Source organism: Myroides odoratus (assembly GCF_965118575.1).
Lineage (GTDB): Bacteria > Bacteroidota > Bacteroidia > Flavobacteriales > Flavobacteriaceae > Flavobacterium > Flavobacterium odoratum_B.
In genome coordinates, this window is record NZ_CBCPHW010000010.1 from 60,987 (window position 1) to 78,780 (window position 17,794).

Annotated in this window: 18 protein-coding genes; 4 read left to right on the forward strand and 14 right to left on the reverse strand. The window is 35.0% G+C overall.

The genetic code is table 11. From position 1 onward, the window contains the following. Positions 1-99 precede the first annotated feature (99 nt). From ACMHJ2_RS09965 to ACMHJ2_RS10000, 8 genes are all read right to left on the reverse strand, one after another. A complete protein-coding gene (locus tag ACMHJ2_RS09965) occupies positions 100-795 on the reverse strand; it encodes a sulfite exporter TauE/SafE family protein (RefSeq protein ID WP_413512748.1) in 696 nt (231 codons plus the stop codon). A gap of 5 nt (positions 796-800) precedes the next feature. Beyond that, positions 801-1,250: a FixH family protein gene (locus tag ACMHJ2_RS09970; protein WP_413512749.1), complete on the reverse strand. Its 450-nt coding sequence runs from the start codon at positions 1,248-1,250 to the stop codon at positions 801-803. Positions 1,251-1,268: 18 nt separating this feature from the next. Then, positions 1,269-2,690, reverse strand: coding sequence for a cytochrome c oxidase accessory protein CcoG (gene ccoG / locus ACMHJ2_RS09975; RefSeq protein WP_413512750.1), 1,422 nt, complete (start codon positions 2,688-2,690; stop codon positions 1,269-1,271). 100 nt (positions 2,691-2,790) lie between these two features. Next, positions 2,791-3,783: a cbb3-type cytochrome c oxidase N-terminal domain-containing protein gene (locus ACMHJ2_RS09980; protein WP_413512751.1), complete on the reverse strand. Its 993-nt coding sequence runs from the start codon at positions 3,781-3,783 to the stop codon at positions 2,791-2,793. Beyond that, positions 3,780-3,986 carry a cbb3-type cytochrome oxidase subunit 3 gene (locus tag ACMHJ2_RS09985; protein WP_413512752.1) on the reverse strand — a complete coding sequence of 69 codons (207 nt, stop codon included), beginning with the start codon at positions 3,984-3,986 and terminating at the stop codon, positions 3,780-3,782. Before ACMHJ2_RS09985 ends, ACMHJ2_RS09980 begins: the two co-directional genes overlap by 4 nt. Before the next feature lie 15 nt (positions 3,987-4,001). Beyond that, complete coding sequence (ccoN, locus tag ACMHJ2_RS09990) at positions 4,002-6,188, reverse strand: cytochrome-c oxidase, cbb3-type subunit I (protein WP_413512753.1); 2,187 nt, start codon at positions 6,186-6,188, stop codon at positions 4,002-4,004. Positions 6,189-6,194: 6 nt separating this feature from the next. Further along, positions 6,195-6,398 (reverse strand): cbb3-type cytochrome oxidase assembly protein CcoS, encoded by a 204-nt coding sequence (gene ccoS, locus ACMHJ2_RS09995; RefSeq protein ID WP_413512754.1) that lies wholly within the window; start codon positions 6,396-6,398, stop codon positions 6,195-6,197. 86 nt (positions 6,399-6,484) lie between these two features. Beyond that, positions 6,485-8,866, reverse strand: coding sequence for a heavy metal translocating P-type ATPase (locus ACMHJ2_RS10000; RefSeq protein WP_413512755.1), 2,382 nt, complete (start codon positions 8,864-8,866; stop codon positions 6,485-6,487). A gap of 126 nt (positions 8,867-8,992) precedes the next feature. On the opposite strand from ACMHJ2_RS10000, the gene ACMHJ2_RS10005 reads away from it, so the two are divergent. The 4 genes from ACMHJ2_RS10005 (at position 8,993) to ACMHJ2_RS10020 (ending at position 12,416) form a co-directional block, all read left to right on the forward strand. Beyond that, positions 8,993-9,676 (forward strand): Crp/Fnr family transcriptional regulator, encoded by a 684-nt coding sequence (locus ACMHJ2_RS10005; protein ID WP_413512756.1) that lies wholly within the window; start codon positions 8,993-8,995, stop codon positions 9,674-9,676. 76 nt (positions 9,677-9,752) lie between these two features. After that, positions 9,753-10,778 (forward strand): DHH family phosphoesterase, encoded by a 1,026-nt coding sequence (locus tag ACMHJ2_RS10010; protein WP_413512757.1) that lies wholly within the window; start codon positions 9,753-9,755, stop codon positions 10,776-10,778. Continuing rightward, positions 10,771-11,325: a gliding motility-associated peptidyl-prolyl isomerase GldI gene (gene gldI, locus ACMHJ2_RS10015; RefSeq protein WP_413512758.1), complete on the forward strand. Its 555-nt coding sequence runs from the start codon at positions 10,771-10,773 to the stop codon at positions 11,323-11,325. The genes ACMHJ2_RS10010 and gldI overlap by 8 nt, the downstream gene beginning before the upstream one ends. A 2-nt stretch (positions 11,326-11,327) precedes the next feature. Beyond that, the gene (locus tag ACMHJ2_RS10020; RefSeq protein ID WP_413512759.1) at positions 11,328-12,416 is read left to right on the forward strand and encodes a peptidylprolyl isomerase; all 1,089 of its coding nucleotides are present in this window, start codon (positions 11,328-11,330) and stop codon (positions 12,414-12,416) included. Positions 12,417-12,499: 83 nt separating this feature from the next. On the opposite strand, the gene ACMHJ2_RS10025 is transcribed toward ACMHJ2_RS10020, so the two are convergent. From ACMHJ2_RS10025 to ACMHJ2_RS10050, 6 genes are read right to left on the reverse strand one after another with little or no spacing between them, the layout of a single operon-like run. Next, positions 12,500-13,129: a WbqC family protein gene (locus ACMHJ2_RS10025; RefSeq protein WP_413512760.1), complete on the reverse strand. Its 630-nt coding sequence runs from the start codon at positions 13,127-13,129 to the stop codon at positions 12,500-12,502. 2 nt (positions 13,130-13,131) lie between these two features. Beyond that, a complete protein-coding gene (lepB, locus tag ACMHJ2_RS10030; RefSeq protein ID WP_413512761.1) occupies positions 13,132-14,718 on the reverse strand; it encodes a signal peptidase I in 1,587 nt (528 codons plus the stop codon). Positions 14,719-14,746: 28 nt separating this feature from the next. Beyond that, a complete protein-coding gene (gene dapB, locus ACMHJ2_RS10035) occupies positions 14,747-15,454 on the reverse strand; it encodes a 4-hydroxy-tetrahydrodipicolinate reductase (protein ID WP_413512762.1) in 708 nt (235 codons plus the stop codon). 14 nt (positions 15,455-15,468) lie between these two features. Continuing rightward, entirely contained in the window at positions 15,469-16,065 is a 597-nt protein-coding gene (locus ACMHJ2_RS10040) for a DUF5683 domain-containing protein (protein WP_413512763.1), read from the reverse strand. Further along, a complete protein-coding gene (locus tag ACMHJ2_RS10045) occupies positions 16,065-16,967 on the reverse strand; it encodes a ParB/RepB/Spo0J family partition protein (RefSeq protein ID WP_413512764.1) in 903 nt (300 codons plus the stop codon). The genes ACMHJ2_RS10040 and ACMHJ2_RS10045 overlap by 1 nt, the downstream gene beginning before the upstream one ends. Positions 16,968-16,989: 22 nt before the next feature. Continuing rightward, entirely contained in the window at positions 16,990-17,754 is a 765-nt protein-coding gene (locus ACMHJ2_RS10050; protein ID WP_413512765.1) for a ParA family protein, read from the reverse strand. Positions 17,755-17,794: the final 40 nt, after the last annotated feature.

Genomic DNA, 17,794 nt, shown 5'->3' on the forward strand with positions numbered 1-17,794 from the left:
AACTGCTTTTATTCTTTCTCATAGCTAGAGTAATGTTATTGCTGCTGTTCTATCCTTAAGACAAGATAGTGTGATAAAAGTCACTTACTTAATTTTTATTTAACACATCGCATTGCCACGCACAAACAAATTCAACGTATCTGGCGATAAGAAAGGGATATTTAATCCTAATCCTCGAATGATAAACAGCATACCTATTAGCACGATAACAACAGGATAATACTTCATAATTCTTCTTCTAAATGTCTCAGAGAACAAATTTTTAAAGTAAATCACCAAACTCATTAAAGGTATGGTTCCTACTCCAAACAAGGCCATATAAGCCATCCCCATCCCAACTTCTTGCGTTGCCAAAGCTCCAAATAGAGCAACGTAAACCATACCACAAGGCAAAAAGCCATTAAAAAAGCCAATTAAGAAAAGAGCCTTGCTTGATTTCTTTTTAAATTGTTTGCCCAGTGAAGATTTAATTCCATTGACTACACGATATAAGGGTTTCATCAAGTTTAAGTTTCCTATCCGATTGGTGGGAATAAGCGCCAATAGGATCATAATAATTCCCACTACAATAGAGAGTTGTTGTTGAATTCCAGCCAAGAATAAACCTTTACCAAACAAACCAAAAACAAAACCTAATAAAGAATAGGCAGCTATTCTACCTAAATGATAGGTAAACATCTGCCTAATTTTTAAAGCTGGATTTTTTTGGTCAATGGGCAACATCAAGGCAATAGGTCCACACATACCAATACAATGCAGACTGCTTACTAACCCAAAAATAAGTGCCGAAATCAAAATCCTTACTTGATAGTTATTTTTTTTACATTTCTATATGACACATCGTTATAGCTCCATTCTACAACAATATCCCAACGACCGTCTACCAGATTTGTGTTAGGTATGAGCAAATTGGAAGAAGACAATGATATGAGAGTATCAAAGTCTAATTGCTGGTTAGACGGTCTGTATAGGAATATTTTTCCATGTATTTTTTTAAAATCAAAACTTTCAGGAAATGCGATTAAAATTCCATCAGTAGTACTGTTTATTTTAACTTGTTCCTCCAGTTTAAGTGCCTCAATCTCCCTCTCACGACGTGAATCCACTTCAATTTCTTGTTGATAATAATTTTCTGTAACTAATTGATTATCATATCTAGAATCCACTTGTACGCGGATTACATACTGCAATATAAAAATCATAAAAAGACCAATGGCAATTACGATTCCTGTTCCAAAATTAAATTTCATACCTAACTATTTTAATTTTTAATTTAACATTCGAGGACCTAAAAAGTTGGTTTTCGTTGTTTGAATTAAATGCTCTCCATCATAGACATCAATAATTACCTTCGTACTATATCCATCTAGTTCATTTTGAGGTATTTCAATAAACAATACACCTTCACTATAGTCCTCTTTCCTTACTTCGATTAGGTCTTTTCCAACCATCTTAACTTGTCCTCCTTCAGGTGTTCTAACCTTAAATGTAAGATGATCAAAATCCTTCATCGTTTTATTCATAATCTTAAACGTATATACGTTTGAGATAGCATCTCCTTTGTGTTCAAATGTTTTTCCGGCTACGCGCAAAATAGTTGCCTCTACTTCCGTTCTCAAAAACAACAACCCTATTAAAAGTCCTATTAATATTACCAATACAGCCGTATATCCTTTTTGACGTGGTGTAAATTTATAGCGTTTATTTTCTACGATTTCCGACTCAGAAGCATATCGAATCAAGCCTTTAGGAAATCCTACCTTTTCCATTACAAAATCACATTCATCAATACAAGCAGTACAATTGACACATTCTAATTGCGTACCATTTCTAATATCAATTCCAGTCGGACAAACGTTTACACATTGTTTACAATCAATACAATCCCCTAAGCCTTCCTCTTGTCTATCTGCCCCTTTTTTAAACTTCGCTCTTCCATTTGTGCTTTCACCTCTGACGTGATCATAAGCAACAATAATTGATTTATCATCCAGAAGTACACCTTGCAATCGCCCATAAGGACAAGCAATTACACATACTTGTTCTCTAAACCACGCGAATACAAAATAAAATACACCTGTAAAAATAATCAGTCCAATCAAATTCCCTAGGTGCGTAGAAGGCCCATCAAGAATCATTGAAAGTACAGCATCACTTCCGATGATATACGCTAAAAAGACGTTAGCTATAATAAAAGATATCACAAAAAAAATGAACCCCTTGAATACTCTTTTTCGCACTTTCTCTGCATTCCAAGGTTGCTTATCTAATCTTATTTGCGCACCTCTATCGCCGTCAATCCAATATTCGATACGTCTGAAAACCATCTCCATAAAAATAGTTTGCGGACATATCCAACCGCAGAAAATACGACCAAAAGAAACCGTAAATAAGGTTACAAAAACAACACCAACAATCATTGAAATTACAACCAGATAAAAATCTTGTGGCCAAAAAGGGAAACCAAAAATGTTGAATTTTCTATCAATTACATTAAATAGTAAAAATTGATTTCCATTGATTTTAATAAAAGGTGATATTAATAAGATAACGAGTAAGACATAACTTACTATTTTTCGCTTGTTGTAAAATGGGCCTGATGGTTTTTTAGGATAAATCCATGCCCTTTTACCATCTTTGTCAATGGTACTTATAGAGTCTCTAAAACTCTCATTATTTCCATTTTCCATTGCCTTTTGAGTTTTTTATAAAAGGAATTGAGCAAGTGTATACTTACTCCTACTCAATTCCTTTTTGTGTGTTTATTAGTTTTTTTTGTTAAAACAAGAATTACTCTTGACTTGTCTCAGCTGTGTCAGCAGTTGTCGCTGCTTCACTTGCTTCTACAGCTTCATCTTTAACATCACCTGAAGTTTCACCTTCTTGAGTTGTTTCTAATTCTGCTTTTGACCAAATGATATCTCCTTCCGCGTCTTTTGGACTTGCAGGAGTTGTTCCATTTAATGAAATAATGTAAGAAGCTACTTTTTCAATTTCAGCCGGTTTCAGTGTTTTTTTCCAATCCACCATTCCTTTACCAGGTCGTCCACCTTCAGCAATTGTATGGAAAATATTCTTCATTCCACCCCCTAAAATCCAATGATCATCTGTTAGGTTTGGTCCGATTCCTCCACCTCCATCTGCTTGGTGACAAGCGACACAATTGGTATCAAAAATCTGTTTACCAATAGCTAATGAACTTTCATCTGTTAGATATTGTGCTTCTTCAGCTGTCATTAAATCAGGTGCAGTCTTTTTATATTCTTCAATTTGTTCTTTGGCAATTGCCATCGCTTTTTCATATTCCACAATTTGATTGTCGCCTCCAAACACGTGAAATCTCAACAAGTAAACAACGGAGAATATAACCGTGATATAAAATAAACCCACCCACCAAGGTGGTAATTCATTATCTAACTCCCTAATTCCATCATAATCATGATCCAACAATAACTCTTTCTCATCGCTAATAGCTTTAGAACGAGTCATTTTCTTCATTAATTTTTGTACCCAAGGTCTATCAGCAAAAGAAAGGTTTTCTACTCTTTCTTGTTCTGCTAATTCTTCAGGGGTCATCAATCGATTCAGAATTTTATTCGTTGCAGAAGCTACTATTTCTACAGCTATTAAAGCGAATAAAAATAATCCCAACAAAATAAGCACGGTAGGATGATCTACAAAAGCAGGTCTTTGTGCTGTTCCGCCTGCTACCCATTCTACTAATACGTAAAATAGCAAGAATAGTAATGGAACTCTTACATATACTGGAAAATACTTTTTCATAATTTTTCTGAATTAGGATCAACATTGTGCTTTTCATCATCTAGAAACGGCATATTGCTCAATTCTTCAATTGTTTCTTTTTTATAGGTAAATACCCATACAAATAGGCCTACAAAAAAGGTAAAGAATATCAGCAAGGATATAATGGGATAGATTTCAATCCCACCGATTGTTTCCATTGAATGTTTAATAAATTTCAACATAATGCTCCATATTTTTTATAATTCCTCAACTCTATTTTTGATGTCCGTACCTAAACGTTGTAGGTAAGCAATCATCGCTACAATCTCACGTTCGCTCATTGGAACAAACTCTTGTCCTTTTTCTTTAGCTGCTTTTTCACTTGCTAAATAAGAAGCGGTGTAATCAGGATCTGTTTGTAAGTTCAACGCAATTTGATCTCCTTGTTCCTGAATTGATTGTCTTGCATTTGCAATATCTTCATCTGTATAAGGCACACCTAACGTTTTCATTACACTCATCTTTTTCTCAATGTAAGAATAGTTTGCTTTTTTGTTATCAAACAACCATTTATATCCTGGCATAATAGATCCTGGAGAAGTAGATTGTGGATTATACATGTGATTGAAATGCCAGTTATCTGAATATTTCTGTCCCAATCGCATTAAGTCTGGTCCTGTACGTTTAGACCCCCATAAGAAAGGATGGTCATATACATACTCTCCCGACTTTGAATACTCTCCATAGCGTTCTACTTCTGAACGGAATGGGCGAATCATTTGCGAGTGACATCCCACACATCCTTCGCGGATATACAAATCTCTACCTTCTAATTCTAATGGGGTGTAAGGTTTTACACTTGCAATTGTAGGGATATTTGATTTTACGAAAATAGTTGGAACAATCTGCACAATACCACCAATTAAAATGGCTACTGTTGTTAAAATTGTAAATTGAATCGGTCTTCTTTCTAACCAAGTATGCCAAGCTTCTCCTTTTAAACGAGACGCAGAAATTCTTTTTAATTCTGGTGCTTCAGCTAGTTCATCTTCAACTGGTTTTCCAGCGCGTACTGTTTTATATACTAAGTAAATCAATACGAATAATCCTATTAAGTAGAAAGAACCTCCAATAGCACGCATAATATACATCGGCATAATAGCAGTTACTGTTTCAAGGAAGTTACCATATTTCAAGGTTCCTGATGGATCAAAATCTTTCCACATTAAGTGTTGAGAGAAACCAGCAACATATAAAGGAATTGTATATAAAATAATACCTAGTGTTCCAATCCAGAAGTGGAAATTCGCTAAGGATTTCGAATACAATTCTGTTTTTGTCATTCTAGGAATTAACCAATAAATCATACCGAACGTCATGAAACCATTCCATGCTAATGCACCTACGTGCACGTGTGCAATAATCCAATCCGTATAGTGTGCAATCGCATTTACGTTTTTCAAAGACAACATCGGTCCTTCAAAAGTAGCCATCCCATAACCTGTAATACCTACTACGAAGAATTTTAAAACTGGATCTACTCTCACTTTATCCCATACGCCACGTAAAGTAAGTAATCCGTTAATCATACCTCCCCAAGATGGAGCAATCAACATTACGGAGAAAACAACCCCTAAGTTCTGTGCCCATTCTGGTAAAGCGGAGTATAATAAATGGTGTGGACCAGCCCAGATATACAAGAAAATTAAAGACCAAAAGTGAATAATTGATAGACGGTAAGAATAAACCGGTCTATTCGCTGCTTTTGGCAAGAAGTAATACATCAATCCTAAGAATGGTGTGGTCAAGAAGAAGGCTACGGCATTGTGACCGTACCACCACTGCACCAGTGCATCCTGAACTCCTGCATATACTGAATAGGATTTCAATCCATGTACAGGTAATTCTAATGAATTAAAAATATGCAATACCGCTACTGTAACAAATGTTGCTAAGTAGAACCAAATTGCAACATAAATATGACGTTCTCTACGATTAATAATCGTCATAATCATGTTAATACCGAACGTCACCCAAATCACTGCAATAGCAATATCAATAGGCCACTCTAATTCAGCATACTCTTTGGATGAGGTAAAACCTAGAGGCAAAGTAATTGCTGCTGCCGCAATAATTAATTGCCATCCATAAAAGTGAATGTTACTCAAAACATCACTGTACATTCTTGACTTACACAAACGCTGTAAAGAATAGTAAACACCTGCAAAGATTGCATTTCCAACGAAAGCAAAAATAACTGCATTCGTATGTAGCGGACGTAACCTTCCGTAACTCAACCAAGGAATACCATCCGTTAAGTTAGGAAATATAAACATCACCGCTAATAGTAATCCCACAAGCATTCCAATAGCACCAAAGAAGATTGACGCATACAGGAATTTCTTTACAATTTTGTTGTCATAATAAAATTGTTGCACTTCCATAGTTGTTTATATTTGATTTTCTTTTTGATTAATTTTTTTACTCTTTTTTTCTTCTGCTGTGTCCTTTATCAACTCATCGTCAAATAACATGCGAACAGAGGGGGTGTAAGCATCGTCAAACTGGCCACTTTTCACTGATTTAATGAAAATATAGAGGAAGATTCCTGCCACGAAAACACTGATACTAATTAAGAAATAAATAACACTCATACCTTGATTATTATTAGAACAAAATTAACAATATAATTTAGCTAAAAATATGATAAATATCACCAAAAACCTAATACTTGGGTTTTTTATTTTATCCTTTTTCCATAATAATTTGTCAATACAGTAACGAAGCTAATGATTGTAAATGTGCTAATTGGCATCAATATCGCAGCCAATAAAGGTGACATCATATTCATAATCGAAACGGTAATACCAATTACATTATAGGTCAAAGCTAAAACATAGCTCAGCTTAATTATTTTAACAGATTGTTTAGAAAAAAGTAAATACCCTACGAGTTGATCAAAAACACTAGCATCTAGAATCGCATCACTCGCTGGCGTAAACACATTTACATTTTCTGAAACGGATACGCCAACGTTACTTTGGGCGAGAGCTCCTGCATCATTTAATCCATCCCCAATCATCATTACATTTCCTCCTTGTACTTGTAGCGCCTTTACATAGTCCAATTTTTCTTCCGGCTTTTGATTAAAAGCGAAAGCGGTGTCCTTGGGTAAAAGGGTTTGTAAATACGCTTTTTCACCTTCATTATCTCCCGAAAGAATACACATTTTATACTTGTGTTTGCTCAAATTTTCAAAGAGTTTCGCTAGCCCAGGTCGGTAGTGATTTTCAAAAATAAATTTCCCTAAGTACTGTCCTCCAACAGCAATATGTACAGCTGTTTCATTGATTCGCTCTTGTAGAGCGGCATCCACTAAAGCAGTTGAACCAATTTTATATACCTTCTCATTTATTTCTCCTACAATACCTTGTCCTGCAATTTCTTCAAATTGAGTGGGTTTACTCACCACCTTAGCTTGTAAAAAAGCATATAATTTTCGACTCAAAGGGTGATTAGAGGCACGTACCAAATTTTTAATATCCGCTTGTTGCTCTTTGGACAATGCTACACCTTCATATTGAATCGTCGATTTTGCATTTGTTGTAATCGTACCTGTTTTATCAAAAACTAACGTATCTACTTTTGCCATTTGTTCAACCACGGTTACATTCTTCAAAAAGAATTTTTTGCGTCCCAAAATACGGATTGCATTCCCTAAAGTAAAAGGAGCTGTCAAAGCTAAAGCACAGGGACAAGCGACAATTAAAATAGCGGTAACCACATTAAATGCACTGTTCAAATCAACAAAAGCCCATCCCAAAAAGGCCAATACAGAAATAGTTAATAGTGCAGGTGTAAAATAATGACTTACTGTATCGGTAATGGTTTTATATTTTAAATCTACTCGCTTCTGAAATACTTCATTACTCCACAATTGAGTCAAGTAACTTTGGGATACCTTATTAATAGCCTCCACTTCTACAGCCTCTCCCATTTGTTTTCCACCCGCAAATAATTTATCTCCTGATTTTTTTTCAACCGGAATTGCTTCTCCAGTTACAAAGCTATAATCGATAAAAGCGCGTTCTGAAAGTAAGATAGCATCGACAGGTACTAATTCTTGATTTCGAATCAATAAGCGATCTCCTTGTTCTACGTTGTAAACTTGAATGGGTTCTTCTTCGCCATTTTTTCCAAGTTTGGTAATAGCAATAGGAAAATAAGATTTATAATCTCGTTCAAAGGACAAAAAATTATAAGTGCGTTGCTGAAATAATTTACCTAATAACATAAAAAACACCAACATCGTCATACTGTCAAAAAATCCAGGGCCCCAATCAAAAACAATATCAACGGTACTGCGAATAAACATGACAATAATTCCTAAAGACATTGGAATATCAATGGTGTAATTTTTTGTTTTGATACCTGTCCAAGCTGCTTTATGATACGGAGATGCAGAATAAAAGAAAACAGGCAGAGAGAGTAGTAAAATCAACCATCTAAAAAAGTTTTTGTATTGCTCCATCCATACATCATCAATATTGAAATATTCTGGAAAAGACAGCATCATTACGTTGCCATAACAAAAAAAGGCAACGCCAATTTTATAAATTAAACTGCGATCAATTGCAGCGGGTTTTTCTTCGTAATTCTTTAAACTGATATAGGGTTCATATCCAATACTACACAAAAGTAGTACCACTTCTTTTAAATCAATTTTATCTGTATTAAAGGTAATAGTTGCTTTTTTTTCTGGAAAGTTGACCAAAACACGGTAAATACCGGGGTTTATTTTGTGCAGATTTTCTAAGATCCAAATACAAGAACTGCAATGGATATGTGGAATAGACAAGGAAACAATCGCCGTTGTTCCTTCGTTGAATTCCAATAGTTTTTCTACAATATCAGGATTGCTAAGAAAATCGTATTTCCCATTTACTTCTTCAGGAGTAGCACCGGGTGTTGCTTGAAGATCGTAGTAACTGCTTAGGTCGTTTTCACTAAAAATTTCGTAAACGGTCTTGCACCCATTACAACAAAACATTTTTTCGTCATAGTCAATACGATTAAAGGCAGTAACACTGTTACCACAATGAAAACATGCTTTTTGTTCCATAAAATTTGCTCATTTACCTTGTACAAAGGTCTTAGTTAATTCTCCTAAAAATTATGACATTTATCACTAAATAGCACTATCTTTGCAGAGGTATTTTTACCATTTGTACAAAATAGTTTATTAGGTATGGGAAGATGTGAGCAATGTATGATTAGAGAATTTAGTTCTTTAAAAGCGCTAACCAGAGAAGAGTTATTGGCTATTTCAGAAACAAAAACCCACTTTATTATCAAAAAAGGAGAAAACATCTTCTCTGAAGGGGAAAGTTTAAATGGGGTTTATTGCATTCAAGAGGGGTTCTGTAAATTGACCAAGTTAAATTCTAATGGCAAAGACTCCATTGTTAAATTAGCAAAGAGAGGGGACTTATTGGGACAACGTTCAATTATCAATGAGGAAACATCTAATCTATCTGCCACTGCCTTAGAAGATATGCAAGTGTGTTTTATTCCCAAGAAAGAAATGTTGGAAAACTTCACTGACAACAATAAATTTTCTTTACTTGTTACAAGAGATATCTGTACCCACCTGAAAGATGCAGATCAAGATTTAGCAAATCAAACCCACAAGACTGTAAAAGAGCGATTAGCTATTATCTTATTAAAACTAGAGGATTTAGGAGGTTCTTCTTCTGAGACCCAAGCCTTAAACATCAAATTATCCCGCGAAGACTTAGCCAATATGGTTGGAACAGCCACAGAAAGCTGTATTCGTTTGCTTTCGGAATTGAAAAAAGAAGGAATTATTCAACTCAAAGGGAAAGACATTATTCTTCTCGATAAGAGAGAGCTTCGCTCCTTAGCAGAATAAATACGAATTGTTATTTTAATTTGATTAAATTCATATCACTTTTTTATGCAAATGATGCAAAATAACTTATTTTCGCATGATGAAGCATACAACAATAGATACTTTAAAACAACTAATTAGTTTACCAACTAAGAGCATTTCTATTATCCCCCATCGCAATCCCGATGGAGATGCTATTGGCTCTTGTTTAGGTTTATATCATGTATTAAAGCAAATCGGTCATAAGGTAGATGTTATTTCTCCGAATGAATTTCCAAACTTTTTGGCCTGGATGCCAGGAACAGAACATATTAAAATTTATGATTTCAATAAATCTGCGGGACAACATATCCTAAAGAATAGCGATGTGATTTTTACGCTAGATTTTAATATCTTATCTCGTACAGGTGATGAAATGGGGGCTTTTTTGCAAAGCTTACCCAATGATTTCGTTATGATTGATCACCACCAAATGCCTGGTGACTATGCGAAACTAACTTTTTCTGATACCTCTTTTGGCTCTACTTGTGAATTATTGTATTCGCTACTCGAACAAATGAACTTGACTGATTTAGTAGACAAAAATGCAGCAACTTGTATTTACACAGGGATTGTAACGGATTCTGGCTCTTTCAGATTCCCTAAAACTACTGCAAAAACACATCAGGTTGTTGCCGCTTTAATTGACAAAGGAATTGATAATCCTCAGATTCATCATTCGCTTTTTGACAACAGCTCATTTAACCGTTTACAGTTGATGGGTAGGGCTTTGCAAAACCTGCGCTTAATTCCGCAAACACAATCCTCCTATCTCTTTTTAAGTGAGGAAGAACTACATGAATTTACCCATCAAAAAGGAGATACAGAAGGTTTAGTGAATTATGGCCTTTCTATAAGTGGTATAGATTTAACGGCTTTTTTCATTGAACGCAAAGAGGAAGGTATCATCAAAATTTCTTTCCGTTCTTCGGGTAATTTAGATGTCAATCAACTGGCACGTACCTATTTTGAAGGCGGAGGACATATCAATGCCGCAGGTGGAAAATCAATACTATCCCTTGAAGAGACAATTCAACGCTATATCGAAATTGTAACGAACCATAAACAAGATTTTTATGCGTAAATCTCCTTTTTATTTTATCTTTTTTTCTTGTGTTTTTATTTTGACTAGTTGTCAGAATAAACAAGAGGCTAGAAAACCTATTTCTCAATCTAAATCACTAGAAACGAAACTTTCTATTGATCGCAATATCGAATTGAGAGAAAGTGAGGAAGATATTTTTACAAAATACAGAGAAAAAGAGAAAGCAAACACGTATATCCACTCCAATACTGGTTTTTGGTTTACCTATCTAAAAAGAGAAGTAAAAGATTCCATAAAACCTCAAAAAAGCGATATTGTCACGTATACCTATGAAATACACAGTGTAAATGACAGTATTATTTATGCACAAAAGGACATCGGTCCATTGACCTATAAGGTAGATGAAGAAGATATCTTACCGGTTTTAAAAAGCAGTTTAAAGCTATTAAAGCCTAAGGAAAGCATTAAAATCTTAACGCCTTCAGCCCTCGCCTATAGTTACCTAGGAGATCAAAAGGGCATTGCAAAGAATCAACCCTTAATCGTAATCGTTTCTTTAGAATCAATCACAAAATCTAATCCATAAAAATGAAAAAAATGACGAGTTTAATTTTAAGTTTAGTTGCTTTAATATCGTCTTGTACAACACAAAAATCTGATTTACCAGATGGGTTGTATGCAGATATTAAAACAAGCAAAGGCAATATCATCGTTGAATTAGCATACGAAAAAGCGCCTATAACAGTAGCTAACTTTGTGAGTTTAGCAGAGGGAAAGAATCCGTTTGTGGATGAACAATACAAAGGAAAACAGTACTTTGATGGGATAAAATTTCACCGTGTAGTGAATGACTTTGTTATTCAAGCTGGAGACCCAACCGGTACAGGTTCTGGCGGACCAGGTTATGTATTTAAAGATGAGTTTTCTCCTGAATTAATGCACGACAAAGAAGGTACTCTTTCTATGGCTAATAGCGGGCCTTTTACAAATGGAAGTCAGTTTTTCATTACCCACAAACCAACGCCTTTTTTAGATAATAGACATTCTGTGTTTGGGTATACAATAAAAGGAATGGACGTTGTAAATAGTATCACAGAAAGCGATGTTATTGAAAGCGTAAAAATTATCCGTCAAGGAAAAAACGCAAAGAAATTCGATGCGGTTAAAGTATTCAAAACTTATTTTGAAGAAGAAGCTAAAGCTAAAAAAGAAAAAGAAGATCTTGTAGCTGGGGCAAAGCAAAAATACGCTTCTAAGTTCACTGATTTAAAGAGCAAAGCAACCGTTCTTGATTCAGGTTTAGCTTATGTTATCACAGAAAAAGGAACAGGAAAAAAACCAGCAATCAGTCAAGAGGTATATGTTGATTATGCTGGATTCTTTGAAAATGGACTTTTGTTCGATTCAAGTATTGAAACTGTATCCAAAGAATTTAATATGTTTGATCAACGCAGAGCAGACATGAATGGGTACCAACCTATTCCTTTTAAATTTGGTGCTAAAACAGGATTAATCCCTGGATTTATTGAAGGTATTGAACAAATGAGTTTTGGCGATACAGCGCTTATCTTTATCCCTTCTCATTTAGCCTATGGCGAGCGCGGAGTAGGTCCAATTCCTCCAAATGCTGATTTAATATTTGAGCTAAAATTACACGAAAATCCAGCTACTAAATAGTGATGAGTGATGAGTAAATGTTCACCAGACCTTTAAATTTTATAAAAAAAACCACTTTGTAGTTACAAAGTGGTTTTTCTGTTTTATTTCAATTGTTGGTTTTTCAAATAATCAACTGCATTTCTTCCTTCGTTAAATAACAAATCCAAAATACTGAGGTTGTTTAAAAATCCATTTTTATCATCAAATACTTGCGTATAGGTTTCAAACTGATTCCCATCTTTCTTTCCATTTGCTAATCCTCTAAAGTCTAGCATTGAGTTTGGAACTTCTTTCACATAGGATTCTGTTTTTTCATACTTCCACGTAACGCCTAAACAAGCGGTTATAACTTCGTGAATGGCCAGATTTAAATCTAGCATATACGTATAGTGTTTTTCGAAAATAGGACGTATATCATCTTCAAAATACTCAAAATAGGGTGAGGTTCGATAAGCGGCTTCTAAGCTCTTAAAATGCTGTTTCTGCCAGCCAAAAGCATATTCAATTTCAACCTCTTTAAATTTTAAACTATCTCCTCCTTCTCTTGTGTGTTTAATCGGTATATTCAACATTTGAATGCCATTCGCATTGTGAATATACATTCTATTTCTATTGGTTTGCTTTTGAAAATTATCTTCGGTTTCAAAGATTAGATTTTCCGCTTGTGCCATCGCTACATAGTGACTAATTGAAGGAAAATAAGTCGGATGCAGTACAATTGTATTGGTCATTACTAAAACTTAGAATTCTTTTTATTTTTTCTTTTTTTGTAGAAACTATAACTACCCCAACCTACTAAAATAACGACGAAGTACGGAAAATAAGATACTTGTTCTCCATTGCCGTTTACAGTAATAAACATGCGATCCCAGCGTATTTTATCAAAGGCTTTCGACCACGGAATAGCTTGATCCAAACTCATCCATACAAAAACCGGTTTTCCCACAATGTGGTCTTCTGGTACGAAGCCCCACATTCTACTATCTTCCGAATTATTTCGATTATCTCCCATCATGAAGTAATAATTCTGTTTGAATGTATACTGATCTGTGGGTTGGTTATTGATGTAAATCTGTCCGTCTTTCACTTCTAATTCATTGCCTTCATATACGCGTATGGCGCGTTTATACATCGGTAAATTATCAGCAGTCAACGCAATTGTTTCTCCTTTAGCTGGTATGTGAATTGGCCCTAAATTAATTTCTGTCCAATCTTCTTTATTATGTGGAAAAATATATCCTTTTGGCGCACTATACTGAAACAAATTACTCATATCTGGACTTCTTTGCACCCCTTTAACCGCGCTAAATGTTTTTAAATAAGCAACATCGTCATCTGTAAGTGATTGAAAGAAAACAGCATATTGCGGTTGATTGACATAGGTCACATAATCGCTAATTTTTCTATTCTGAATAATCGCTCTTAAATCCAGGCTACCATCTGTTTGAATTAAATAGCTATACTGAACTTTAGCTCGATCATTTAGCTGTAATTCTTTATCATTGATAAATACCACTCCGTCTTTTACGGAAAGATTTTCTCCTGGTAAACCAACGGCGCGTTTCACATAATTTGTTTTCTTGTCAATTGGTTTAATAACACCTGGTCTCTTCACTGGATCACCGAATTTATATATCGTATCTACCGGCCAGTTAAACACAACAATATCATTGTGTTGTACTTTTTGGAAACCTGGTAATCTAAAATATGGTAAATGCGGTTTACTTAGGTATGATTTACGAGAAGTTAAGGGAATGGTATCATGTACCATAGGCAAGGCAATTGTAGTCATGGGTGTTCTCGCTCCATAGTGGAATTTACTCACAAATAAAAAATCTCCTACTAATAAGGTTTTTTCCAACGAAGACGTAGGAATCGTATACGGTTGAATCGCATAGGTATGAATGACTGTAGCTACAACCACGGCAAATAAAATCGAACTTACAAATTCTCCTGTTTCCGTTTCTGGTTTTATGGATCGGTTTGCTCTGTATTTCACCTCTCCAACGTAATTAATAAAGGCTACATACAAGCCTAAAGTTACTACGCCTAAGATCGTATCGAAGGTAGATTTTTTTCCAAAACTTCTTAATATTTCAACCCACACTACAGGGAACATAATTAAGTTTACAATTGGAATAAACAATAAAATTACCCACCACCAAGGTCGGTTAATAATCTTCATTAATACTACCCCGTTATATACTGGAACAGCAGCTTCCCAAGCTTTTCTACCTGCTTTTACATATAATTTCCAAGTTCCTATAAAGTGAACTACTTGAATCAGCAAGAAAAAAATCAACCATTGTGTTATCGTCATACTCTTTATATTTTAAATCTCAATTTACTTATTTTTTCAAATTAAGTACATCTTTCATGGAGAAAATTCCTTTTTTATCTTTAATCCACTCCGCAGCAATCACTGCTCCTAAAGCGAATCCTTCGCGATTGTGCGCGGTGTGTTTGATTTCAATTTGATCGATGCCAGAATCATAACATACCGTGTGTGTACCTGGAACCTTATCTTTTCTTACCGCATCGATATGTATTTGGTTGGCCGTGGTATTGGAATCAAGTGTCCAACTTTCGTACTTTGAATGAGCCATAATTCCTTCTGCCAAGGTAATTGCAGTTCCACTCGGTGCATCCAACTTTTCTGTATGGTGAATTTCCTGCATTGAAACCTTATATTGCTCTAGCTTCTGCATCATTTCAGCAAGGTAGTTATTCAATTCAAAAAATAGATTAACGCCTAAACTAAAATTGGATCCGTATAAAAAAGCACTATCCTTGGTTTTGCAAAAATCAACAACTTCCTTGTATTGCTCCAACCATCCGGTTGTTCCACATACTACTGGAACATTGGAATTTATTGCCTCTTTTATGTTATCTACAGCGATTGATGGCACGCTAAAATCAATAGCGACATCCGCCTTTTCTAATTCCCCTGTAGTTTGACTTCTCTGTTTGGTATAAACAATGGTATGCCCTCTTTCTAGGGCTATTCTTTCAATGATTTTCCCCATTTTTCCATAGCCAAGTAATGCAATTTTCATAAGTTAAATATGGATTAAAAACGATATTGAATATTTATCGCATATTGATATTGCTGTTGTTGAGCCAAGCTCTTTTGGTCGAATTCAATTACGGGTTTAATAGTCAAGTTTTCATTGACATTGAATTGCATCAAATGCGCATCAACATTGGCATCAACAATACTTAATACATAAAATCCAACGGCAATAACAATAGATAAATCCCTGTTTTTACGGTAAAAATTTTGTCCATCTAACAAACGTTGCTCATCCAAACCGGCAAGTGTTTCGTCGGTTTGATCGATTTTCCCTTGCAATCTATTTTTATATTCGTTTCGGTACCGATCATAATTGCGTTGGTTATCTGCCCAAAAGTATACTGGAATTCCTATTCCGGCATAAACCAGAGGAACTTTCCAATATTTTTTGTTATAAATCTGCCCTAAACCGGGAACTATTGTAGTATAGAATGCGGCACGGGAGGGTGCGACAGCATCAAGGGGTTTATATTCAGCCTCTTTTTTTCTTTTTTCTTTTTTACTCTCTTTTTCATGTACCCCTTCTTCTTGAGCAAAACTTGCTACCTGAAAAAGCGTACTAAAAATAAGTATCAATAAAACTTTACTTCTCACTACTTTTCTAAAAGTTTGATAATACGCTCTAAATCTTCATCTGAATAAAAGGGAATTGTAATTTTTCCTTTTCCATTCTGGTTTGCTTTAATATCGACCTTTGCTCCAAAGAATTTGCCAAAAGATTGTCTGTAATTCTCTGGTACAGTAGGTTGAATTTTAGGCTGTGCTTTAATATTCACCTCTTTTTTATCCCCTTCTTGATACTTTTTCACTAAAGCTTCCGTATCTCGAACAGATAAATTTTCAGTAATGATTTTTTGATAAATATCGGTTTGTACGTCTAAATCTTCAATGGTAATAATAGCTCTTCCATGTCCCATCGTAATAAAACTATCTCGAATTCCCGTTTGGATAATTGGATCCAACCTCAACAAGCGAAGATAATTAGCAATCGTAGAGCGTTTTTTCCCTACGCGATCACTTACTTGTTCTTGGGTAAGACTTATTTCTTCCATCAAACGCTGGTACGACATTGCAATTTCAATAGGGTCTAAATCATGACGTTGAATATTCTCAACCAAAGCCATTACAAGCGAATCATTATCGTTTGCGATGCGAATATAAGCAGGAACCGTTGATAATCCAGCAATTTTAGAAGCTCTTAACCTTCTTTCTCCTGAAATTAACTGATATTTATTAAAATCAACTTTTCGAACCGTAATAGGCTGAATAACACCCAATTCACGAATGCTACTCGCTAATTCTTGTAAGGCTTCTTCATTAAAATTGGTACGAGGCTGAAAAGGATTTATTTCAATAGATTCTAAATCAAGTTCAATGATATTACCAACGACTTTATCGGCATTCGTATCATCAATTGACTTGATATCATTGTCAGGATCTTTTAACAAGGCTGACAATCCCCTTCCTAAAGCTTGTTTCTTTATTGCTTTTGCCATAGTTTATCTTTGCTCTGCTATTTTAATGATTCTTTTTTACTATTTCCTCGGCTAAATTAATATAATTTGTAGCACCTTTACTTGTTGCATCGTAATTTATGATACTTTCACCGAAACTCGGTGCTTCACTTAATTTGACATTGCGTTGAATAATAGTATCAAAAACCATCTCATTAAAGTGTTTTTGTACCTCTTCCACTACTTGATTCGACAAGCGTAAACGCGAATCATACATCGTTAGTAATAAGCCTTCAATATCTAATTTCGGGTTGTGAATGCGTTGAACACTTTTGATTGTATTCAACAATTTGCCTAATCCTTCTAGGGCAAAATATTCACATTGAATAGGAATAATCACAGAATCTGCTGCTGTTAAAGCATTCAGCGTTAGCAAGCCTAAAGAAGGAGCGCAATCAATGATAATATAGTCGTATTTATCTTTAATTGATTGCAAGGCTTCTTTGAGCATATACTCTCTGTTTTTTTTATCTACTAATTCAATTTCAATAGCCACCAAATCAATATGTGCTGGAATTAGATATACATTTGGGGCAGTACAATCAACCACTGCATCTGCAGGTGAACAACTGTGTTCAAGGACTTCATACGTCCCTATTTCAACATTATCTACATCCACACCTAGACCTGAAGAAGCGTTTGCCTGAGGGTCGGCATCAATTAACAATACCTTTTTTTCAAGCGCTCCTAAAGAAGCAGCTAGATTAACAGAAGTAGTAGTCTTACCTACTCCACCCTTCTGATTTGCAACAGCTATAATTTTCCCCATTTTCTTAAGTCAGATATTTTTTGAGTGGTAAAAATACGAT